The 21,032-nt window shown below is 34.1% G+C and carries 30 protein-coding genes, 2 tRNA genes and 2 pseudogenes; 22 read left to right on the top strand and 12 right to left on the bottom strand.

All coding sequences use genetic code 11. From position 1 onward, the window contains the following. Positions 1-99: 99 nt before the first annotated feature. The 7 genes from V6M85_RS12670 to V6M85_RS12700 are packed head-to-tail and all read left to right on the top strand — an operon-like array spanning position 100 to position 3,724. Positions 100-258, top strand: coding sequence for a hypothetical protein (locus tag V6M85_RS12670; RefSeq protein ID WP_338600792.1), 159 nt, complete (start codon positions 100-102; stop codon positions 256-258). Positions 259-277: 19 nt separating this feature from the next. Continuing rightward, positions 278-901, top strand: a complete 624-nt coding sequence (locus tag V6M85_RS12675; protein WP_338600795.1) for a hypothetical protein — start codon at positions 278-280, stop codon at positions 899-901. Positions 902-904: 3 nt separating this feature from the next. Then, the gene (locus tag V6M85_RS12680; protein WP_338600798.1) at positions 905-1,519 is read left to right on the top strand and encodes a site-2 protease family protein; all 615 of its coding nucleotides are present in this window, start codon (positions 905-907) and stop codon (positions 1,517-1,519) included. Beyond that, complete coding sequence (locus V6M85_RS12685; protein ID WP_338600801.1) at positions 1,519-2,106, top strand: rhomboid family intramembrane serine protease; 588 nt, start codon at positions 1,519-1,521, stop codon at positions 2,104-2,106. The genes V6M85_RS12680 and V6M85_RS12685 overlap by 1 nt, the downstream gene beginning before the upstream one ends. A gap of 2 nt (positions 2,107-2,108) precedes the next feature. After that, entirely contained in the window at positions 2,109-2,270 is a 162-nt protein-coding gene (locus V6M85_RS12690) for a hypothetical protein (protein ID WP_338600804.1), read from the top strand. Further along, entirely contained in the window at positions 2,270-2,833 is a 564-nt protein-coding gene (locus V6M85_RS12695) for an adenylate kinase family protein (RefSeq protein ID WP_338600807.1), read from the top strand. Before V6M85_RS12690 ends, V6M85_RS12695 begins: the two co-directional genes overlap by 1 nt. Then, positions 2,834-3,724 carry an Mrp/NBP35 family ATP-binding protein gene (locus V6M85_RS12700; protein WP_338600810.1) on the top strand — a complete coding sequence of 297 codons (891 nt, stop codon included), beginning with the start codon at positions 2,834-2,836 and terminating at the stop codon, positions 3,722-3,724. Here the strand turns inward: V6M85_RS12700 and V6M85_RS12705 are convergent. Then, the gene (locus tag V6M85_RS12705) at positions 3,718-3,936 is read right to left on the bottom strand and encodes a hypothetical protein (protein WP_338600813.1); all 219 of its coding nucleotides are present in this window, start codon (positions 3,934-3,936) and stop codon (positions 3,718-3,720) included. The genes V6M85_RS12700 and V6M85_RS12705 overlap by 7 nt on opposite strands. A 98-nt stretch (positions 3,937-4,034) precedes the next feature. Between V6M85_RS12705 and V6M85_RS12710 the strand changes: the two genes are divergently transcribed. Then, a complete protein-coding gene (locus tag V6M85_RS12710) occupies positions 4,035-4,385 on the top strand; it encodes a helix-turn-helix domain-containing protein (RefSeq protein ID WP_338600816.1) in 351 nt (116 codons plus the stop codon). Here the strand turns inward: V6M85_RS12710 and V6M85_RS12715 are convergent. Genes V6M85_RS12715 through V6M85_RS12725 form a run of 3 tightly spaced genes read right to left on the bottom strand, consistent with a single transcriptional unit; the run spans position 4,356 to position 6,366 of the window. Continuing rightward, positions 4,356-5,081, bottom strand: a complete 726-nt coding sequence (locus V6M85_RS12715; protein WP_338600819.1) for a 5-formyltetrahydrofolate cyclo-ligase — start codon at positions 5,079-5,081, stop codon at positions 4,356-4,358. The genes V6M85_RS12710 and V6M85_RS12715 overlap by 30 nt on opposite strands. Beyond that, entirely contained in the window at positions 5,071-5,634 is a 564-nt protein-coding gene (locus V6M85_RS12720) for a LysE family translocator (protein WP_338600822.1), read from the bottom strand. The genes V6M85_RS12715 and V6M85_RS12720 overlap by 11 nt, the downstream gene beginning before the upstream one ends. Before the next feature lie 9 nt (positions 5,635-5,643). Beyond that, positions 5,644-6,366, bottom strand: a complete 723-nt coding sequence (locus V6M85_RS12725) for a DUF72 domain-containing protein (RefSeq protein ID WP_338600825.1) — start codon at positions 6,364-6,366, stop codon at positions 5,644-5,646. Positions 6,367-6,421: 55 nt separating this feature from the next. Here V6M85_RS12725 and cbp1 point away from each other — a divergent pair, with 55 nt between their 5' ends. Next, positions 6,422-6,874, top strand: coding sequence for a CRISPR DNA repeat-binding protein Cbp1 (gene cbp1, locus V6M85_RS12730; RefSeq protein WP_338600828.1), 453 nt, complete (start codon positions 6,422-6,424; stop codon positions 6,872-6,874). Here cbp1 and V6M85_RS12735 read toward each other — a convergent pair. Both V6M85_RS12735 and cdvB1/B2 read right to left on the bottom strand, forming a co-directional pair. Next, positions 6,843-7,985, bottom strand: a complete 1,143-nt coding sequence (locus tag V6M85_RS12735; RefSeq protein WP_338600831.1) for a tryptophan--tRNA ligase — start codon at positions 7,983-7,985, stop codon at positions 6,843-6,845. The two genes, cbp1 and V6M85_RS12735, sit on opposite strands and share 32 nt — an antisense overlap. A gap of 69 nt (positions 7,986-8,054) precedes the next feature. Then, entirely contained in the window at positions 8,055-8,786 is a 732-nt protein-coding gene (cdvB1/B2, locus tag V6M85_RS12740; RefSeq protein ID WP_422398067.1) for a cell division protein CdvB1/B2, read from the bottom strand. Between cdvB1/B2 and V6M85_RS12745 the strand changes: the two genes are divergently transcribed. From V6M85_RS12745 to V6M85_RS14210, 5 genes and pseudogenes are all read left to right on the top strand, one after another. Next, entirely contained in the window at positions 8,770-9,042 is a 273-nt protein-coding gene (locus V6M85_RS12745) for a hypothetical protein (RefSeq protein WP_338600834.1), read from the top strand. The genes cdvB1/B2 and V6M85_RS12745 overlap by 17 nt on opposite strands. Continuing rightward, positions 9,043-9,747 (top strand): alanyl-tRNA editing protein AlaXM, encoded by a 705-nt coding sequence (gene alaXM, locus V6M85_RS12750; protein WP_338600837.1) that lies wholly within the window; start codon positions 9,043-9,045, stop codon positions 9,745-9,747. A gap of 46 nt (positions 9,748-9,793) precedes the next feature. Further along, positions 9,794-10,231, top strand: a complete 438-nt coding sequence (locus V6M85_RS12755; protein WP_338600839.1) for a GtrA family protein — start codon at positions 9,794-9,796, stop codon at positions 10,229-10,231. A gap of 493 nt (positions 10,232-10,724) precedes the next feature. Next, positions 10,725-11,222, top strand: a complete 498-nt coding sequence (locus V6M85_RS12760) for a hypothetical protein (protein WP_338600842.1) — start codon at positions 10,725-10,727, stop codon at positions 11,220-11,222. Positions 11,223-11,501: 279 nt separating this feature from the next. Next, positions 11,502-11,624: pseudogene (locus V6M85_RS14210) on the top strand (hypothetical protein); the annotation flags it as partial. Here V6M85_RS14210 and V6M85_RS12765 read toward each other — a convergent pair. Both V6M85_RS12765 and V6M85_RS12770 read right to left on the bottom strand, forming a co-directional pair. Further along, positions 11,621-12,607 carry an aminotransferase class I/II-fold pyridoxal phosphate-dependent enzyme gene (locus V6M85_RS12765; RefSeq protein ID WP_338600844.1) on the bottom strand — a complete coding sequence of 329 codons (987 nt, stop codon included), beginning with the start codon at positions 12,605-12,607 and terminating at the stop codon, positions 11,621-11,623. The pseudogene V6M85_RS14210 and the gene V6M85_RS12765 sit on opposite strands and share 4 nt — an antisense overlap. Further along, complete coding sequence (locus V6M85_RS12770; protein WP_338600846.1) at positions 12,604-13,188, bottom strand: helix-turn-helix domain-containing protein; 585 nt, start codon at positions 13,186-13,188, stop codon at positions 12,604-12,606. The genes V6M85_RS12765 and V6M85_RS12770 overlap by 4 nt, the downstream gene beginning before the upstream one ends. A gap of 354 nt (positions 13,189-13,542) precedes the next feature. Here V6M85_RS12770 and V6M85_RS14215 point away from each other — a divergent pair. The 3 genes and pseudogenes from V6M85_RS14215 (at position 13,543) to V6M85_RS12795 (ending at position 15,697) form a co-directional block, all read left to right on the top strand. Then, positions 13,543-14,368 (top strand): annotated as a pseudogene (locus tag V6M85_RS14215) (integrase). Positions 14,369-14,508: 140 nt separating this feature from the next. Continuing rightward, positions 14,509-14,769 carry a hypothetical protein gene (locus tag V6M85_RS12785; protein WP_338600851.1) on the top strand — a complete coding sequence of 87 codons (261 nt, stop codon included), beginning with the start codon at positions 14,509-14,511 and terminating at the stop codon, positions 14,767-14,769. Positions 14,770-15,526: 757 nt separating this feature from the next. Beyond that, positions 15,527-15,697 (top strand): putative integrase, encoded by a 171-nt coding sequence (locus tag V6M85_RS12795; protein ID WP_338600855.1) that lies wholly within the window; start codon positions 15,527-15,529, stop codon positions 15,695-15,697. Between the two features lie 22 nt (positions 15,698-15,719). Here the strand turns inward: V6M85_RS12795 and V6M85_RS12800 are convergent. Next, positions 15,720-15,795: transfer RNA gene (locus V6M85_RS12800), tRNA-Gly, on the bottom strand. A 128-nt stretch (positions 15,796-15,923) separates the two neighbouring features. Beyond that, positions 15,924-15,996 (bottom strand) — tRNA-Gln (locus V6M85_RS12805). Between the two features lie 159 nt (positions 15,997-16,155). Between V6M85_RS12805 and V6M85_RS12810 the strand changes: the two genes are divergently transcribed. Beyond that, complete coding sequence (locus V6M85_RS12810; protein WP_181443752.1) at positions 16,156-17,085, top strand: transcription initiation factor IIB; 930 nt, start codon at positions 16,156-16,158, stop codon at positions 17,083-17,085. Here V6M85_RS12810 and yciH read toward each other — a convergent pair. Further along, the gene (gene yciH / locus V6M85_RS12815; RefSeq protein WP_338604814.1) at positions 17,075-17,377 is read right to left on the bottom strand and encodes a stress response translation initiation inhibitor YciH; all 303 of its coding nucleotides are present in this window, start codon (positions 17,375-17,377) and stop codon (positions 17,075-17,077) included. The genes V6M85_RS12810 and yciH overlap by 11 nt on opposite strands. A gap of 95 nt (positions 17,378-17,472) precedes the next feature. Here yciH and V6M85_RS12820 point away from each other — a divergent pair, with 95 nt between their 5' ends. After that, positions 17,473-17,619 (top strand): DNA-directed RNA polymerase subunit P, encoded by a 147-nt coding sequence (locus V6M85_RS12820; RefSeq protein WP_229571556.1) that lies wholly within the window; start codon positions 17,473-17,475, stop codon positions 17,617-17,619. On the opposite strand, the gene speB is transcribed toward V6M85_RS12820, so the two are convergent. Further along, the gene (gene speB, locus V6M85_RS12825; protein WP_338600865.1) at positions 17,606-18,499 is read right to left on the bottom strand and encodes an agmatinase; all 894 of its coding nucleotides are present in this window, start codon (positions 18,497-18,499) and stop codon (positions 17,606-17,608) included. The two genes, V6M85_RS12820 and speB, sit on opposite strands and share 14 nt — an antisense overlap. Positions 18,500-18,551: 52 nt before the next feature. Between speB and glyS the strand changes: the two genes are divergently transcribed. The 3 genes from glyS to V6M85_RS12840 are packed head-to-tail and all read left to right on the top strand — an operon-like array spanning position 18,552 to position 21,029. Then, entirely contained in the window at positions 18,552-20,276 is a 1,725-nt protein-coding gene (gene glyS, locus V6M85_RS12830) for a glycine--tRNA ligase (RefSeq protein ID WP_338600868.1), read from the top strand. Then, a complete protein-coding gene (locus tag V6M85_RS12835) occupies positions 20,269-20,628 on the top strand; it encodes a hypothetical protein (RefSeq protein ID WP_338600870.1) in 360 nt (119 codons plus the stop codon). The genes glyS and V6M85_RS12835 overlap by 8 nt, the downstream gene beginning before the upstream one ends. Continuing rightward, positions 20,625-21,029 (top strand): hypothetical protein, encoded by a 405-nt coding sequence (locus V6M85_RS12840; RefSeq protein WP_338600873.1) that lies wholly within the window; start codon positions 20,625-20,627, stop codon positions 21,027-21,029. Before V6M85_RS12835 ends, V6M85_RS12840 begins: the two co-directional genes overlap by 4 nt. Positions 21,030-21,032: the final 3 nt, after the last annotated feature.

Below are 21,032 nucleotides of genomic sequence, written 5' to 3' on the forward strand. Positions count from 1 at the left end.
TTCACAATACGTTCAGTATGTCATAAGGGTAAAAAGTATTGTGGAAATACCGTTTTTACACAAGTAACCATTTTTTAGAAGTTATGAAGATTGAAAAGTATGGAGACAATTCAAGAAGTGCTAAGGTTATTGGAACAAATAGAGGCCATTATAAAGAATTACAACCCTTCTACGAATGATAAAGTGTTGTTAGAAAAAGTGCTGGCCAAAAATATGGAATTAAACGCAGAGATATACGCAAAGTATTTAAAAGTTTAGACTATACTACTTTATTTTTGTGAGATTTGAAGCAACAGTAGATTACTTACGTGGAATAGGTAAAAGATACCTTACTACAGAAGGTCATATTATTGAATTGGGAGAGTCTCTTGAAAAGGAACTATACTTAATAGGTATTTCGCCTAAACTCTTTGCTGAAGTTTTAGCAGATCTCATGGCACAAAAGGATGGGATGTATTCCTTTTTTGTTCCTGCTAAAAATATTAGTGAGGACTGTGCAAATGTTTTAAGGATATTTGAAATTTTAATCTCTACATATAATATCTCCAGGAAAATGTTAGTGGTAATCATAAGCGTTGAGGGGAATGCTCAAATAACCTTACTGAGGCCAGAACTTTATAATAACTTCTCTAAAGAACTAATGGCAGTTCTAACTAAGAAATATATCTGTCTAAAAATAACAATGCCATTCATTTACAGGTCTGTTGTTTTTGATACATTTAACTCTTTTAAAAAACTGTTTAATATTATATTCGAAGGAATAATAAAACTGAGTGGGAATACTTACATGGCAACAATAAGTAATGACAAAAAGGCACTGATCTGGAAGATAGATAGCACTAACATAGAGTATCTAAGTAATAATTTAATACCTTCAGAGCTACTAAGTTTAATAAGATAAAATATGTCGTGGGATATTAGGTACTTAGAGTGGAAATACGCTAATCTGAATGAAATACTAGCTTTTTTGCTTGCAGCATTGTCATTAGCAGTAGCCTATATACCATTTGCCTCGCCTATATTAATACTCATAAATCCATTAAGATTCGTAATAATTCCTTATGCAGTAGCGTTATTAGCTATAATACCACACGAAATAGGACACAGACAAGCTGCAAGAAGATATGGATGTTTTTCGAGATTTACCTTAAGTTTTGTGGGATTTTGGACTACATTAATACTTAACTTAATTGGTAGTTTTATTGGTATCCTAGTGTTCTTCGCTGGGTATACATCAATATCTTGCGGGTTCAGATTTAATAGGGATATAGAAGGGAGAACAGCACTTGCAGGGCCTCTTACCAATATAGTATTGGGCTTTATTGGGCTTATTGGAGAATCGATAATACATTATGGGTTAGCGTTAGCATTTTTCAGTGACTTAGCTAGATTTAACTTCTGGGTAGCATTCTTCAACCTACTACCATTTTGGGTTCTAGATGGTTTAAAGATTTTTAGATGGAACATGATAATATGGTCTATATTGATAGTTTTAGCGTTTGCTCTGGTGTTTCTATAATGGTTAGTAAATATAATTTAATAAAAAATATAATAGATATACCAACTTTTTTGTTAATGTTTTTTATAACGTTGGGATTTATAGTTGGTATTGTAGCAACTTTTGTGAATAGTACTTCTATATATTATCTCGAGCAATTGAATTATCTAGTAATTAGAGGATATTATTATGAACTCGTCTCATCCATTTTTATAACAAATAGTATTATAGATTATATTTTCAATTTTATCGCATTATATGTAGTATACTTAATTTTCGGTGCAAAAGCTGGAAAACACGAATTTGGAATTTTTATTCTCTCAGGTATTTTAGGTAATGTACTTACGGTATTATTTTATGGTCCCTTTACTTTAAGTTCAGGGGCTTCTGGAGGGATATTTGGACTACTAAGTTACTATACATTTTATGATCTGCTGAACAGAGGTAATTTAGGGATTTATGGGTTATTATTTCTAGTGTCAGTCTTTGGAGTTAGTGACCTTTTATTTCCCAATGTGAACGTCATCGCACATATAGGCGGTATTTTAGGCGGTATTATATATGCTGGTACCTATTATCTTATAAGAGGAGGGAAAAGAATAAACTAATTATGATACTAATAGAAGAAATCTTGTTAATATTAGGTTTCTTGATGCTCCCATACGGTATATATGAAATTATAAAGAGCGAGGCAGATAAGACTGTTAAAATAACTCTTATTGGAATCTCAATAGTTTTATTTGCAGTAGAAACAGTACTAGCAATGATATAATGATAATAATAGTAACTGGAACTCCAGGCGTTGGAAAAACACTAGTTTCTAAGGAGATAGCAGCCAAATTCAATTTAACATATTTTCAGCTATCGCAATTTATAATTGAAAATAAACTCTACACAGAATATGATGAATTAAGGCAAAGTTATATAATAGATGAGGATAGGGTTAAGGAGGAATTAGGGAAAATTATTCAAAAAGGCAATTTTGTAATAGAAACCATCTATCCTTCTTTGGTATCTACGGCAGATATGGTTTTTGTCCTCAGAAAACATCCTTTATTGCTATACGATGAACTCAAAAAGCGGGGTTGGTCTGATCTAAAAGTAGCTGAGAACGTTGAAGCCGAAATTTTGGGTGTAATCTCTCAAGAGGCTAAAGAGGTTTTTAACGGTAAGGTATGCGAAATAGATGTTACAAAATTAAGTACAGAACAAATTTTATATAAAATATCAAATAAACAGTGCAATGAGACAGTGGATTGGTTAACTGACTTAGAAGTGCAGAAGCTCTTAGAAAAATTAGATAATATTATTAGCTCCTACGAGAATGATATCTAGATGAGCAATAATCCTTTTAGGATTCAAAATCCACAACCACAGCCTCAAAGACAGCCTCGTGACTTGAGAAAAGTTAACCAACAAATTCAGATGGCAGATTTAAAAATACAGATGAAATTAAAAAATATAAAGTATAAAATTGGAGTTGTCAGCGGTAAAGGAGGCGTTGGAAAGTCATTTGTCTCATCTAATTTAGCTATGGCTATAGCTGCGAGTGGAAGAAAAGTAGGTATAGTTGATGTAGATTTTCATGGGCCGTCAGTACCTAAAATGTTAGGGGTTAGAGGACAAATGTTAACCGCTGACGATAAAGGAATAAACCCGGTTGTAGGACCTTTTGGCATAAAGGTTGTTTCAATAGATTTCTTGTTACCAAGAGATGACACACCGGTAGTATGGAGAGGAGCGATAAAACACACTGCCATAAAGCAGTTTTTAGGAGATGTAAATTGGGGAGAATTAGATTATTTAATAATAGACATGCCTCCCGGTACTGGAGATGAAGCATTATCAGTTGCCCAGTTAGTTCCAGGACTTACTGGTTTTGTAATAGTGACAATACCCTCAGAAGTATCTACGCTAGCGGTTAAAAAATCCATAAATTTCGCCAGAACAGTGAATACAAAAATATTAGGTGTGATAGAGAATATGAGTTATTTTGTATGTCCTAGCGATGGGAAAGTATATTACATTTTTGGTGAAGGAAAAGGTAAAAAGATGGCAGAAGAAATGGGTGTAGATTTACTAGGTCAAGTTCCTCTTGATCCATCAATAGCCGAAGCAAATGATTCTGGAGAACCATTCTTCTTAAAACATCCAGACAGTCCAACCTCTAGAGAATTTCTAAGTATAGCCGATAAGGTAATTAAAATAGTAGAGTCGAATCAATGACTTTTACCTTTTACTCTAAAGTAAAATTTCTTCTCTTCATAAACTGGATACTTCTCAAGAACACCTTCTCTTACAAGATCCGCTAAGGCTTTTCTAAATTCGATTAAATTTATTTCCTCGCCCAGTTGAATTAGCTCTTCTCTTATCTGAATAGATGTTTTATCACCTTTTGAGAGAATTTCTATTATTTTGCGTTTTAGCTCTTCACTCATGATATTATTTATTATATAAATGCAAATAAAAAATTGAGGGTTAATGAAGGAAAAACTTAAAAATAAAAAAATATTAAATAAAGATTGGTGAAAGTTTATTGAGTATTGAAATTAGCGAAAAAAGTTTTTTATTAAAGAGATTTCTAATAGTAGCCTACGGTTTATCAGAGGCAGATGTAGATGCGTTTGTAAAGATATTAGGTAGTAATACTGGCAAAGACGTAGATACGATAGCCGGCGAACTGGGAATAAGCAAAAGTAGAGCAAGTTTGATATTGAAAAAATTAGCTGACGCAGGATTAGTAGAAAAGGAAAAAACTAGCGTAAGTAGAGGTGGAAGGCCTAAGTTTTTATATAGCGTAAAGAAGGATGAGCTTAAACAAAAGCTTCTTAGAAGAGCAGAAGAAACTTGTAAAGATTTACAAAGTATTATATCTTCTCTTCTTTAGATATTCCTTTAAAAAGGGAGTATCTTCTATTTTTTGCCTAGATAAATATTCTAAATAAATTCCCTTTGGCTTCTCTCTTTTTCTATTAATCCTTATAATTCTTGTAGGTGTCGCAATTATGTCAATTGGAACATCATAAGGCTCTACTGGAATCTCATCAACTATCTGAATGTCATGAACTGTTGTCGCAATCGGCGTGATTTCGTTTACCTTTCCTAATTCCCTCAATATCGCAAATTCTAACTCACTATACCCTTCGCCTTTACCGACTCTGTTTCCATTCAAATCCACAGCAACAGAACCGGCTACTATCAGGTCCACTTTGTCTATATCTTCCAGCTGAATTCTTATTCCGTATTTTGAAAATCCAGATATTCTAGCGGCTTTTGTAATATCAGAAACACTAATCTTATTTGGATCTAACAAAAAGAAGTCCCCTCTCAGCCTAGGTGTAGGGACTAAAACCTTTTTCCCCTCTCTTAGAGCAATCTCCCTAATCTTATATTGAGGAGAATCAGGGTTCACCTTAATAACTTCAGATTTCTGAAATTCTACGCATTTTGCTAAATTAAAGGCTGCCTTATCTGCACCTTTAAAGTTAGGTATTCGACCGTAAACTGGTCTAGGAAATAAGGCTATATTCTCATACTCTAATTTCTTCCATATCATCTGTCTAATTTCTTGCTTAGACAACATTAGAAATACCCTCGTATAATAGGTAAATACCAAATATCAACAGTATGATAGTTGAAATTATCTTTATATATTTCACATATTTGTTACCAAGTATATTTATAGCCTTAGGGAAAACAATAACCCAAATTACAATACCCATAAAGAACCCTGGTATTATAGAAATTGAAAGGGATTTAATCATTGAAATCCCAACGCTAATCCACCAACTTATTTGATAAGGGTTCATTAAACCCATGGAAAGTCCTATGAAATAATTGCCACTGACGGATCTAGAAGGCATTTTAGACTTAAATGTTAAGTAGGCTAAGTATAACATAAATGCTCCTCCTATTATGTAGAGTATCTTTACTATATAATTTGGAATATACTCTTGAATGAAATAGGTAATTACAAAGAAGATCAAATCGGCCGTCATTGCTCCTGCTCCCACACTACTTCCATGTAACCAGGATTTTGTAGACTCATTGGCAATCATAGCATTTATTGGACCAGGAGGAGCAGCCATAGATAGACCTAAAATAATTCCCAAACCTAAATAGAGGAGAAAATTCATCAAATTAGTTTAGACACTAAGTATGCTTTTAAATTTTAATGCGTCTTCGAATGAATAAATATTATTAAAGAGAACATATATTATATCTTTATTTTCAGATAAAACATACTCCTTAAGTCTTTTTAGATCATCGTCAGTATATTTATATCTATAATTGACCTCCTCTTCTCCTAAACCATGAAGCCTATAATATTTTATTTGTAGCTTATCTAAAGGTTTGTTTTTAAAGGGATCTACAACGTGAATTGCCCTTATCTCATCAAATATTTTACTTAGAGTCTCAAGATCAGAATACCATTCTCCCCTAGGCTCCCAGCCGTAAATAAATGATTTATCTAAGGTTCTGAAAAAATCTTTAAGATTCTTTATATTTTCTTCAGTTGGTCTGAAAGATGCTGGACTTTGAAATATTATGATTCGAGAACCTAAAAATCTAGCTTCATTCAGCGTAATTTCTAAAGCTTCCATAACCTCTTTCGTGGGTTTAAAGTAGCCGTAGTTTTCCACATTCCCAAATTTGTTTTTGGCTCTTCTATACGTAAATTTATTATAACTATGAGTAATTATCTGATTGGCTTTAATCGTTAATTCCACGTTATTCTTAGTTGAAAGATCTTTTAGTTTCGCCATTTTCTCCTCGCTTAAGAAATCATAAAATGTCTCCTGAACTTCCAGAACGTTAAAATAATTAAAATGTTTATAAGTAAAGCCACACGTACCTATTTTTATCATCTTACATAGATTTTGGGAAAAGATTAATATAATTGATTTAGAATAAGGTTTTACCGTGGACGAAGAAGAGATTCTTGAAAAAGTTAAGAAGATGTATGAGAGTGGATTAAGTATTAGACAAATTGCCACACAATTAGGATTAAGTTACTCTAAGGTTCGTAGGTTATTGCTAAAAGCACAAGTTAATTTCAGAGGAAAAATCCCATCTGAAAAAGTACAAAAGATCTTAGAACTAGCTAGTCAGGGCTACAGTGCTAATAGAATAAGTAAAGAACTAAATATCAATTTTAACACAGTACTAAGAATACTTAAGAAGAATAACCTTGTTAAAAAGAGAAGAAAATTGAATCAGAAGGAAATAGAGAAGATAAAAGAAGAATATGAGAAGGGAAATAGCATATATAGAATAGCTAAGCAATTAAATATTTCCACTAATCTAGTGGTGTATCACTTAAAGAAAATGGGATTATATAAGTCTATTCATGAATCTTCTTCCACATCTCACTAGCCAATTTTCCATCGTATTTATATACATGTACAAGCTCTTTAGCCTCTTCTCTTTTCCTTCTATGTTCTTCTAAGAAATTATTTAACTTCTCTATTAATATCTGTTTCAGCTCACCCGTTAGCATTTTACCAGACCTATATTCTTCCTCAATCTCTGCAATTCTTTTGTCATCTTCCTCAAAGAAATAATACAGCCATTGAAAAGCTACGTCTATCTCGGGGTTACCTCCATACTTTCTATGTAACTCTATTGTGGGCTGACCTCCTGAAAATGCATATTTCATGATCTTTCTCTCCACGGTTTTAGGATCATCTACAAGATATATTGCAGTTTCTGGATTTGATGAACTCATTTTTCCTTCAGGGCCGGTGAGTGGTGGGAGGAACTTACTGTGTATTTGCGCAGCTTTATAATATCCTAAACTCTCCGCTATGTCTCTCTGCAATCTCCAATAAGGATCTTGGTCTATTCCTGCAGGTATAAGACATCTTCTTTTTTCGAACATAGTAGGGGCTATTTGCAAAGCTGGATAAAATATAATCCCTATGTTTGAAGAAACGTCTAAACCGAATGTTGCCCTAACCTCAGAAAATGTTAGCTTCTTTGCAATTTTAATTGCGATAGGATACATGTTTCGTATATACTCTGTATCTTGAAAGATAAAGGTTTTATCTGGGTTAAAGCCAACTGCGATTATGTCTAAAATATTATCATAAGCCCAACTTCTAGTTTGATCTAAGGTATACTCTGGATTTCTCATGAATTTTTCATCATCAGTTATTTCAATATACACGTTCACGTTAAACTTTTCTTGCAACCATTTTGTAAATATAAAAGGAATTAGGTGACCAATATGCATACCTAATGATGGGGCTCTTCCAGTGTATAAAAAGAAACCATTACCTTTCTCATAGTCATCCAAAATTAGATCTAGATCTCGATGAGAGAAAAATATATTCCTTCTGAGCATTACGTGTAAATCCCCAACTATATTTTTCATCCTTTGTTTCAAACTCTCAGTAACCTTTTGAGTTCCGAATTGGATAATTAACTTATCATAATCTACCTTACCCTTAACTTCCCAAGGTGTAACAGTAAATTCATCTGGCATTGTACTATAAAAATACATGAAAATATAAAAGGTTAAAATTGAGGTGAAAAGAGAAATAAGAAGTTACGTTTATGTATTAGATTTGCTAGTCAGACCAGAACTAACTGGTAGATCTGGGAACTTCTCCTTCATTCTTTGCTCAGCCACAATTGAGGCTTCTTCTAATATCTTCCTTGCCTCTGGTGACGAGGCTGCTGCATAAGATCCCATACCGGTGAACTCTCCAGACTCAGTAACTATTTCTTGCAGCCCTTCTCCTAATTCAGTAAGCTCAAGCGACACTTCTGGCATTATACCCTTTAAAGCTGACTTTAATTCATTTACTACACCCAATACAGGGATCAAGTTTACAAACACATCGCCCAATTCTGTTACAGTCTCTAACCTTAATTGTACTTGCTCTAACGCAATTTGCGTTGTTAACAACTGTCTGGAAATTTTTCTAATTTCAGCTACTTCATTCGCGTACATAGCTGCCCTCTGTACATCTTTAGCCATTTGTGCTTCTACAACTCTCTCAAATAATATTTTATCTCTTTCCTGCATTTTAGCAATGTAAGCGTCAAGTCTACTAATCATTGAACTAATTTTATAATGAGCGTTAACCAGTCTATATTTTAAAGGCTCATTAGAGCCTTTTACTTTAAATTTGTCTTGCCCGTTACCCCACATCTTTTGGAAATCTTTCCCGAGCATGGCTAATATATATCTTGCTCTGCTAACCTTTATAAGACCAAACACGTAGTGTGAAGAGTTTAAATTGTTAGAATCTAATATTAGTAATATGGCAAATGCGTTCATCAGAGAAGATGAAGATCCAGATTATGATATAATTATATCGTCAAACAGCGTGGTAATATATTTGGATCTTAGGGGGAAAGAAATAGTATATGATAAAGTTAATATAAAGACTGATGGGAATAAAATTTATGTAACTGACTCGTCAGCTAATCGTTTAATTAAAATTATACCGTTACCTGCTAAAGTAGATCCATTAACCCTAACCTATAAATACAAGAATGGAATATTTATACTTCAAGGTAATAAGATAAATTAAATGACAGAGGAGCTTTACTTAAATGATTCATACATAAAAGAATTTGAAGGAAAAGTTATCAAGATAGAAAATAATTTTGTAATATTAGATAAGACTGCGTTTTATCCAGGAGGAGGTGGACTAGAGAACGATATAGGCTTTTTGATAAATGAAAATGGAGAAAAGATAAACGTAACTGAGGTAAAGAGAGAAAATGGAGAAATTCTGCATAAGATAGACTCAAGCTCACTTAAAGTAGGAGATAAGGTAAAGGGCATTATAAATTGGGATAGAAGATATAGAATGATGAGATTGCATACTGCATCCCATATAATTGCTGCGCTAGCATATACTAAATTCGGTGCGTTAATAACAGGTGGCCATATAAGCCCAGATCAAGCTAAAGACGACTTTAACGTAGAGAATAAAGACGTCTTGAACGAATTGATAAATGAGGCTAATGAAATAGTTAAAAAGGGAATAGATGTAAAAGTGTATTTTCTACCTAGAGAAGAGGCTTTAATGATACCGGCAATAGTAAAATTAGCTGGGAGAAATCCACCTCAGATCCCAATTTGGCGAATAGTTGAGATACCGGGAATAGATATACAAGCTGATGGAGGTCCTCACGTTAAAAATACCAAGGAAATAGGAGAGATTGTTTTACTTAAAGTAGAAAACAAAGGAAAAGGAAGAAAAAGAGTTTATTACACTGTAAGACCTTAAAAATTCCAATGAATGTGTTTATTAATTTACTCACGATAGTTATTTTGTGTCATATATAATTAGACTCCTGAAGTTCGCTGTTGTTGGCGGAATAGGTACAGTGATTAATGAGGGAATATACGTTTTAACCTCTAAAGTGATTCCTGTTGGAATAGCGTTAGCAATTGCTATTGAAATTTCATTACTCTTCAATTTTATCTTAAATGATATATGGACCTTTAGGGATAAAAGAAGCGGTACATATTTAAGTCGCTTGGCGAAGTTCCACGGTTCATCTTATCTTGGGAATATAGTACAATATATTGTAGCGATAGTTCTACTAATATACCTATTACATGTGGCATCAATATCACAAGCAATATTTATATTGTTTTTCAGCACATTTGGCACTTCAACTATCGTGCTATTGCTAACAAATCTCATTGGCATCCTAGCTGGATTTCTAGTAAGATTTATAACCAGTTTAAAGTACGTATGGGCCTAAAATGTAGCAGACAATAATAACTTGCAAATATTATATCTTGAGTTTTGAAATATAAGCTAAGTTAATCAAATGTTAAATAAAACTCCATTCCGTTTTTCTGAAAAATAGTTCACCTTCCTTGTACAGATGAACTTATAATAATCCCGTGCTTTAAGCAAGTAGCCAAAAATTTCTGCTAATATAATTTCTTGTCTTGGTATATATCAAAGAGTGTCTCTGTTTAAAATGACTTACCTTCTTGTAAAAATAACTTATACCTTTATTAGGGTTTTACTGAAATTGACGTTGAAATTCTCTCCCACTAAAAACTTTTTAGACTAGTAATTTGAATAATGAGCGTCAGAAGCCAACTGAGGAAGCTGAGGGGAGAGTTAATACTCAGAGGAAACAGTAGTATGTCAAGTTTAGGGCTGACGTGTTAAGGAAACTCCTTCTAGACCGAGCATAATTACAACTGTTAAACAAGTTTGGGGACAAATAAGTCCTCTTTCTGGTGCCCCTACCAGAAGAAACAGAGTATCTTGGTCTAATAGTTGCAAATGCAGAGCCAACAATAATTGCCGTATATTCACTATCGTTATATCTACAATACTATTTATGGTATACCATTAACTCAATCGCTAAATCCATTAAACGCATATCTTATCCCATAAAAGATAAAATCTTTTTTAATCCATTTTTTATTATGCTAGAAAGAAAGATAGTAAGGGTACCCTTGTATATATTAATTTCATTTTTCTCTTTTATAATAGGAAGCATTTTAGGATTTTTAGGAATCTTGTTATTGCCACAATTTTCTCTAATATTTTTGCAATTTTCTTTATTTATACCTATATTAGTAACTGCTAGCATAGAGGCAATTTTAATGATACCGTTTTTCCTAAAAGGTTATCACAAAGGCCCGGCAATTGCTACTACGATTACATCTTTTCTTTCAATCTTCGGGGTATTATTTATTTTCTTAGTATTTGCGGTTGCGGGCAACTCTTAAGCCTTTTTTTAAATCCTTGTTCTTTTTTCCTATATCAATGAAATAGATTACATTATTATTAATTTTAACTATCTTTCTTCCTAATTATATTAGTAAGGCTAGATTACGAGACCTTACCCAAAAGACTAAACCAGCTAAGTGAATCAATGAGAATAGGAAAGGAAAGAGTTGGAAACCACCTAGTCCAGATTACCATTTGACGACACGTAAGACAAGAAAACTTACACCATTGCCATCCTATTATCAATGAACTGACAAGCATCTTTTACGAGAAGATTTCTACCAGCTAATCAACTCCTCGTGACCACAGTAAGGGACTTAAGCACCAATGAGGTCTACGTTGGGCATGTAGAAGGTTATGTCAATATGGAGTTGACTGAGATCACTAAGGCGCTAAACTAAGACTCAGCATTTTTCTCTTCAATTATATCGTTTATTACATGGATTAAGTCAACTATATCTTCTCTCAGTGCTATTCTAGCGTGGGTCTGCCTTAAACCTAAAAAGTTACTGGCATCTCTTATGTAGCACTTACATCTTTTCATGAGTTCTTCATTTACTATTTTTGTAGGTATTTTAAATTCGACTAGGAAAAACGGTGCATAAGACTTGTACAGCTTAAATGAACGTTTAATGCTATTTACCTTCTCATAAATCTCCTTAACTTTACTCCTACTCATGGAAAAGAAAGACCTCACTTCCTTTGGGCTTAAATTAGATATCACATAGTACGTAATGGAATTAATACGCCAGATAGGCACTAATTTCTCCAATTCCTTACTTTTTTGCCCTATTGAAAAACCAAATCTTAAACCCGGTATTGCAAGGCTTTTTGTAAATGAATTTATAATAGTAATGTTGCTAAATTCGTTTACTAATTTAACTGCACTGTCGACTAAGCTTATATCTACAAATGACTCATCTAAGATCAGCTCATTGCTCTTTTCTTTTAAAAAATTCCCTATGCTTTCCAGGTTGATTGCGGATCCAGTTGGATTATTAGGATTGCTCGTAAGTATTCTGCCAGCTTTCAGATCGTATATAAATTCTTCGTCATTTTCCTTGGCTAAATAATATTGCTTAAATTTATATTCACCATAATTCGGTTGAGGGACTGTGAAATTATCGCCAAGTATATTAATAATCTCGGAAGCTCCATTGAATACACCTATTAGATCTTCATTTACCCCATAAATATCTGCAATTTTACTTTTTATCTCCTTCAACTCTTCTGGTGGATAATAATTATATACCTTGAACTTTACCGCATCATTAATTAACTCTTCCACAAATCTAGGTATTCCTAATGGATTCAGATTTACACTAAAATCCCTTACATCTAATGGGGGCTTCCCATTATTCCAAGGATATCCACCGTGTCTCATAACTCTCTCTCTTCAAAGTAAGCCGTAATTATATTCTTCTCAGCCCTTCTTATGATTTCACTCAAACTTGATGGACTCATGTTAAGCTTCTTAGCTAAGTCCTTTAAACCTATTCTCCTTGGATAATCGAAAAATCCAGCTTCTAATGCTATTCTTAATATTTGTTCTTGTCTAGCAGTTATTGCATCTTTCTTCTCAGCTTTTATAACTTTCAGAACTCTAACGTCCTTTGTGATACTAATTAAAGAGTTTAACAAGCTCCTTAATTCAGCATACCCATTTAATATTAGAGTCCATAGTATACCGTCATCGGTTAAAGCCCCATTCATAATGATGTACTGAGATAGTACTTTAAGTAATTCAGACGAAATGTACAACGTACAAATAAATTTGTATTTAGAGACTTTAATGGGTTCTTCACAAATCTGTCTAGCATTATATTCATCTCCGCGTATTTCTATAAGCAGTTTACCTTTTTCGCTTTCAACCCTGATATCAAGTATGTTAATTGCCATACTATCAGAAATAATTTTTGGAAGTTGAAGCAAATTAGGCGTTTTAATAACAACGTACAACAGCATTACATAATTACCTCTCCTTATACTACTTAAACTTATCTACTAACTATTAAACTCAGCACTCAAGACCTAAATTCACCTTTCATCAACTACGAGGTTCATCATCAAGAAACCTATAACTAAATCCCCTTATTAAAATTGAAAATAATAGATAATGGAAATTACGAATTAATAAGCATAAAACCAATCCTAACATAAATAAAAATTACTCGTAAAACCTTTTTAGATTATCAGCTTTTTCGCCATTTTTCTGAAGAACCTCATTCAATTCAACTATAAAATATATGCGGCCGCCGGGACTTGAACCCAAGACCTCCTGCGTAGCAGGAATTAAGAGACGATACTCAACGTCGTAAAATTGCGTTAGTTAACGACTTACGCCAATACGCGAGTAGTGATAGCTTAAACGCCTTTTACGCTTACTTACTTCACGAAAGGAAAATTAGCGAAACGACCGCAAAGGAATACGTTAATGCGTTAAAACGACTATACCGAGAGACGCGTAACTCTCAAAAAGCTTATCGACTTTTCACTAAGTTTCTCACGTTACGCGGTATCATTAGCGAAGAGTTTGCCGACAAAATACTCAAAGTCGTAAAGATAGGAAAAACTAACGCCGATTTATACGTCCCGTCGTTAGAAGAGATTAAACGTACACTCGATTTAGCGAAAGAGTATAGTGATAACGTCTATTTCGTCTATCGTCTCGCATTAGAAAGTGGGGCGAGACTTAGCAAGATACTGAAAGCGTTAAATGATCCTTCACGTGATATTTGCGATAATGGGGGACCCCCATACCCCCAATGCTAATAGCATCGGGGTTTTAGGGGTGTCCCCTAATGACGTTTGTTATTATCCGTTAGCCTGGACACGTGGATATAAAGGCTTTTTCTACATATTCCACGTCACTCCGTTAAGGCAAATCGATATAACGCGTCACGCTATACAAGATTTCGAAAAGAGGTGTCCTAACGCAGTAAAGATAAATTACGTTAGGAAGTTTGTCCCAACTAAATTAGCCGAGTTAGGTGTACCTCTCGATACAATTGATTTTATCCAGGGTAGGAAACCAACTAGAATACTGACCCAACATTACGTTTCACTATTCGGAATTGCGAAAGAGTCGTATAAGAAATACGTTGAGTATCTGAAAGACGTTTTGTACACAAATACATCACTATGATTATAAACAATTGTCAGTAGGCTAAATATACAATAATATTCAACCTTTGAATATGCGTTATTCTAAAGTATAGCAGAATGTACTACTTGTGAAAACGTTTTTAATTCTTTAAAGGTAACCCTTTTTTTAGGCGAAACACATTGATTTTAAATGCAGAAAATATAAATGGTCTGACTCCACTAATAACTAACTCTGCGCCAGTAAATATCAGTAACATTAGTTTCGTTATTCCTCTGAACGTATCACCAGCGACGTTTATTCCAGTAAATAGTCCTTCATTACCATGGTACATAGCCTATTTGCCAGAAATTTTAATAGGAATAGCAGTAATAGGCGGAATAACTTTCTTAGTATTTAAAGGCAAGCTTAAGTTCCTAAGAAAGGCAAAAGGCTCTTTATAAATCCTCATTCTTTTTCCACAAGTATACTAAGGGATCCCACGTCTTTTCATGTGACCCCAATTATAACCAAGCTACCCCCGTTTTCTAGCCTAAAAATACGTTACTTTTACGTTTTTATAGCCACAATTTATTGCGATTGATCGCAATAAACCCGTTTGCGCTTATTCCTATATAATATTTTAGTAAATCAGATAAATACATTATATCGACTAAAAATCGCGTCACTTCTCCCTTCCTGTTAGAATATACAGCAATAAATCCTTTTTCCGACTTCCGTGCTCTCGATACACGCTTTCACTTCGTGCAAGCAATCCGCCATTACATCATTACTATCATCATATTCTAATCCGTCAAACTTAGCACATATGGGGGACTCCCAATTCTCACACATGAAAGTGATAACGAGAAAAGGGGGAAGTGGTGACGTTTATTATTTACGCATACCACGTGATATAGTAGAGGCTTTTAATATATCGAAAAATGATGAGTTTGTATTAAACGCTAATTTCGATAAAGATGGAAATCTCATTTTATGTTATAAACGCGTGAAAAAGTCATAATTCATTTTTTGCCTATATAGGTCTATAGCATTATATAGCGTCTATAGAGTACTATATATCTATATAGTCATTCATTTTTTTCTCACCGATAAGGATTTTTTGCCGTCTTCTTTCAATTTAACATAAATCACGGCAAAATTTAACGATTGCCCATAGCTTATAAATGAAAATTGGCAACCAATAATTTAGGGCGAAAAATGACGGAAAAGAAGACTAGATATAAATATGGCGACATAATAATCCGTGAGAGGAAAGGGCGGTATTACGTCTATAAATTGGAAACGATAAATGGTAAGGTAAAGGAGCGTTACATTGGTCCTTTAGATGACGTCGTTGAAACTTACGAAAAATTTAGGAGTGGGGGTTGAAGGGGGTATTCCCCCTTCTGTATGCGGCCGCCGGGATTTGAACCCGGGACCTCCTGCGTGGCAGGCAGGCGTCCTAATCCAGGCTAGACTACGGCCGCACTGGGATTATAATGATATAGCAAGGTATTTATTTTTTTCTTCATTTCTCTTAGACCTCATCAGTCAAGTTATATCAGCTAAGATAATCGATTTCTATATCTTAGCAGCGTAAGTATTGAATATAAGGTAGCCGGGCAGGGATTCGAACCCTGGTCCCAGGGGCCAAAGCCCTGGATCCTTGACCACTAGACTACCCGGCTGATAGTATATTATTTTGCTTATCATATAAACTTAACGCTTTATTTTCAGTTATCTCTCTGTTTTTTAGATAAAGCTTAGGTAATTATGACAGAAAGATTTATAAGGAGAGGAATAGAAAAGTTTAAAAGGTTTACTATTCGTGGCTATATATAATTGGGGTGTTATGTTTGTCTGAAGAAAATAAATCTGTATCTACTCCTTGTCCCCCTGATAAGATTATATTTGACGCTGAAAGAGGAGAATATATTTGTAGCGAGACTGGAGAAGTCTTAGAGGATAAGATTATAGATCAAGGGCCTGAGTGGAGGGCATTTACTCCAGAGGAAAAGGAGAAGAGAAGTAGAGTAGGAGGGCCTTTAAATAATACTATTCATGATAGAGGCTTATCAACACTTATAGATTGGAAAGATAAAGACGCAATGGGTAGGACTTTAGATCCTAAAAGGAGACTTGAAGCGTTAAGATGGAGAAAATGGCAAATAAGGGCAAGAATACAAAGTTCTATTGATAGAAATCTAGCACAAGCTATGAATGAGTTAGAAAGAATAGGAAATCTATTAAATTTACCTAAGTCAGTTAAGGATGAAGCCGCGCTAATCTACAGAAAAGCTGTTGAAAAAGGTCTAGTTAGAGGAAGAAGTATAGAAAGTGTTGTTGCTGCCGCAATATATGCTGCATGTAGAAGGATGAAATTAGCTAGGACATTGGATGAAATTGCACAGTACACTAAAGCCAATAGGAAAGAAGTTGCGAGATGTTATAGATTATTGCTAAGGGAATTGGATGTTAGCGTGCCAGTGAGTGATCCTAAGGATTATGTTACGAGGATAGCTAACCTATTGGGTTTAAGTGGAGCTGTTATGAAAACCGCTGCAGAAATCATAGATAAGGCAAAGGGTTCTGGGCTAACTGCTGGTAAGGATCCTGCTGGTTTAGCTGCTGCAGCAATTTACATTGCTTCATTGCTACATGATGAGAGAAGAACGCAAAAAGAAATAGCTCAAGTTGCGGGTGTTACTGAGGTTACTGTAAGAAATAGGTATAAGGAATTAACGCAAGAATTAAAAATCTCAATTCCTACTCAATAACTAGGATATTTGATTCTGGATATCCCATTTTTATCAAGATTTCTTTTACTTTTTCTTTATGATCACCTTGAATCATTATTTTTCCCTCTTTTACTGTACCTCCAGCTGCTAATTTTGACTTAAGTTCAGAAGCTATTTTTTTAAGTTCAGTATCGTTTCCACTTAGCCCTTCTATTATTGTTACCTCTTTACCATATCTCCTTTTTTCAACTTTTATCTTTATAAACTGTTCTTCCTTTGAGAGCTGTTCACATATATCTGGTGGAAGACCACCACACAGATTTTCTGCCATTCTCAAAAATTATCTTTATAAGTACTCCCCTTTTAATCTTTCTATCACATTTTATCAGATAATCTTATAAGCATACTGGTAGAATAGATGATACCATGGCAGTATATAGATGTGGTAAATGTTGGAAAACGTTTACAGACGAACAATTAAAGGTTCTTCCAGGTGTAAGATGTCCATATTGTGGATACAAAATTATTTACATGGTTAGAAAGCCTACTATAAAAATAGTTAAAGCGATCTAGACTTGTAAATAGCAGATGCAGTCTCAAGGATAATTCTAGCTGCCAATACACTAGTTATTCCAGAACTATCGTAGGGTGGAGAAATTTCTACAATATCAAAACCTACAACCCTTTTATCTGCAATAAGATTTATGATCTCGAGTAAGGTAGTTGGATCTAATCCTTCTGGTTCTGGTGTTGCGACACCCGGTGCGTAAGCTGGATCTATTCCGTCCATGTCTACTGATAGGTAAATAGATTTACATTCTTGAGTTGAGGTAATTATTTTTCTAGCTACTTCCTTACTTCCCAAAAGTCTAATTTGATGAGGTGTAAAATAAGCTATTCCATTTTGCCTAGCATACTCAATTTCTTCTTTACTAACAGCCCTAGTACCTACTTCAATAATTTTCACATTATATTCTGATATTCTTCTCATTACGCAGGCGTGGTCATATTTATACCCCATATATTCTTCTCTTAAATCTAGGTGAGCGTCAAAACTAATAAGACATAATCCCTCTTTTCTTAACCCTTTTATAATCCCTGCAGTTATTGTATGTTCTCCACCTATTGATATAGTAATTTTTTTGTTATCTTGAAAATAATTAATCACACTGGCTATTCTAGTAAGATTTTCCTCTACGTTTGAAGGATGTAAAACTATATCTCCTACATCATTAAAGCCTATTTCTCCCATATCGATATCATTTCTTATGGAATAAAATTCAATATATTGCGCTGCATCTCTGATCGAGTTTGGAGCGAATCTACTGCCTGGTCTATAACTGCTTGTAATATCCATTGGTATACCAATTATCACGAATGGGGAAGATTCTTTATTAAATCCTGCAAATTTCCTACTATGTTCATTTAAATAAAATAATCTACTGTCGTTCACTCATTTATTTTGAGCATTGAGCTTTATAAACTTGTTGTGATGTTTAACACATGTGAGCGAAGTAATAAATAAAGTACTAGACCTAGCTAAAAGAAGAGGAATCTTTTGGTCGTCATATGAGATCTATGGGGGAGTAGCAGGGTTCTATGATATAGGACCTATTGGTGTTAAGATTAAAAATAGAATAGTAGAGCTATGGCGAAAATACTTCATAAGAGACAATAATGATTTAGTAGTTGAAATAGAAACACCAATAATAGGCCCGGCTAAGGTATTTGAAGCAAGTGGGCATGTTGAAAGTTTCACAGATCCCATTGTGGAATGTAAAAATTGTAAAAGAGTGTACAGGGCAGATCATCTAATTGAGGATACAATAAAGAAAAGTGTAGAAGGATTAAAACCAGAGGACCTCACTAAAATAATAAGGGATAATAATATCAGATGTCCATCATGTGGCGGCGAATTAAGTGAAGTGAGACTATTTAATTTATTGTTTACGACTAATATTGGCCCTTATACTGGTAACTTAGGATTTCTTAGACCAGAAACTGCACAAGGTATGTTTACTGCGTTTAAACGAGTGTATGAGACAAGTAGACAGAGATTACCAATAGGAATAGCACAAATTGGAAGAGTAGCGAGGAATGAGATTTCTCCTAGACAAGGACTAATAAGAATGAGGGAATTTACCATTATGGAAGTGGAGTTTTTCATAGATCCTAATGATACTGACATTAACAACGTGCCGTTGCATCGATTTCAAGATATTAAGTTTAATATACTTACTGCAGTTGAAAAGGAAAAAGATGGAAAGCCACAAGAGTTTAAGCTAGAAGAGGCTGTAAGAGAGAAAATCATTATTCAACCTTGGATGGCATACTGGATGGCTGTAGCGTCAAATTTTGTAAAAGCATTAGGTATTAATGATTTTTACTTTGAGGAGAAATTACCTTATGAAAGGGCACATTACTCTAAGCAAACTTTTGATCAAATAGCAATAGTTAATGGGATTAAGGTTGAAATTTCTGGACATGCATATAGGGGAGACTATGATCTGACAAGACATATGAAATTTAGTGGACAAGATCTAACTATTTTCAGAAAATATGATGAACCGAAAATTGTAAAGAAGAAGACATTAATTATAAATAATGTTAAACTGAAAGAAAAGGAGTTAAGAAAGAAAGTAATGGAGTTAATAAACAATAGAAGTGTGGAGGAGGTAGAACAACTGATAAAGAATAACGTTAAGATTGACGATAAACCTTTGAGTGAGTTCCTTAGCGTAGTTGAGAGAGAAGAAAAAATTCATGGAGAGCACTTCATACCACATGTAGTTGAACCTTCTTTTGGCGTAGAGAGAACGTTATTTTTGACTGTGGTAAATGCCTATAGAGAAAAAGAAGGTCGAGTTATTTTGTCTTTACCTAAATATCTTGCACCCTATGACATTGCAGTTTTTCCTCTTCTAGAAAAAGAAGAATTAATTAAAAAATCTATTGAAATTAGAGATACTCTTTCTGATAGATATGATGTGCTATACGATGAAGTTGGAAGTATTGGAAGGAGATATGCTAGGGCTGATGAAATAGGAGTACCATTCGCTATAACTGTAGACCCACAAACGTTAGTGGATAATACTGTCACGATAAGGGATAGGGACAGTTGGAAACAAGTAAGAGTTAAAGTAAATGATCTTCAGATTTCACTGGAAAAGTTATTTAGAGGAGAAGCTCTTAATAAAATTGGAATTGAGGTGAAAGATAGTAATGAGTAACAAGGAAGATGAAGAGAAGGGAGAAGAGAAAAAGGTTGACATAAAAACTCTTGTTAGTATAATACCACCAGCTTCTGCACTAAAGGGAAGTAAAGCTCCACCGAAAGAGAAGAGAATTAAAATTAGGAAGAGAAGCGATGTGGATAAGGGGTTTGCAATAATCTCTTCTAAATTGGCAAAAGATTTAGGCATAAGCGATGAATTAGAGGTATCAGTAAAGGGAAAGAGAATCAAGTTAAAGGTAATTCTGCAGGAAGGAGTACCAGAATTAGAGATCTGGGCTAACCCCCAAGACTTAATAACATTAGGTATTGAAGATAATAGTACAGTAACCGTGAGGGCTTCCAAATGAACGATAGTGATAGATCAATAAGTCAGGTATTATTTAATTTTGAAATTGTGATAAATGATCATACAGCATATTTAAATGAATTAGAGAATTTAATGGTTTATCCCGATCCTGATATTCAGAAAGCTACAAGATTAGTTAAAAGGATGAGAAAGGTTAGAAAAGAACTCTCTCAAGGACTGGAAATTATAGTGAAGAATATTGACAAAGCGTCTGATCCAAAAATTAAAGAAGAAGCACTTGGGCTAGTGAATTATCTAACAATAGTGGGATTGAAAGACGAAAGGGAAATGCTAAGCACGTTAAACAACTATCTAAAGAGCAAGGGAGTTGATATAGAGATAGACAAAGATTTAGAACAAATAAATAAGATCATCAACAGCATATCCCATCTTAATTTTTAAACT

Source organism: Sulfolobus tengchongensis, from assembly GCF_036967215.1.
Lineage (GTDB): Archaea > Thermoproteota > Thermoprotei_A > Sulfolobales > Sulfolobaceae > Saccharolobus > Saccharolobus tengchongensis_A.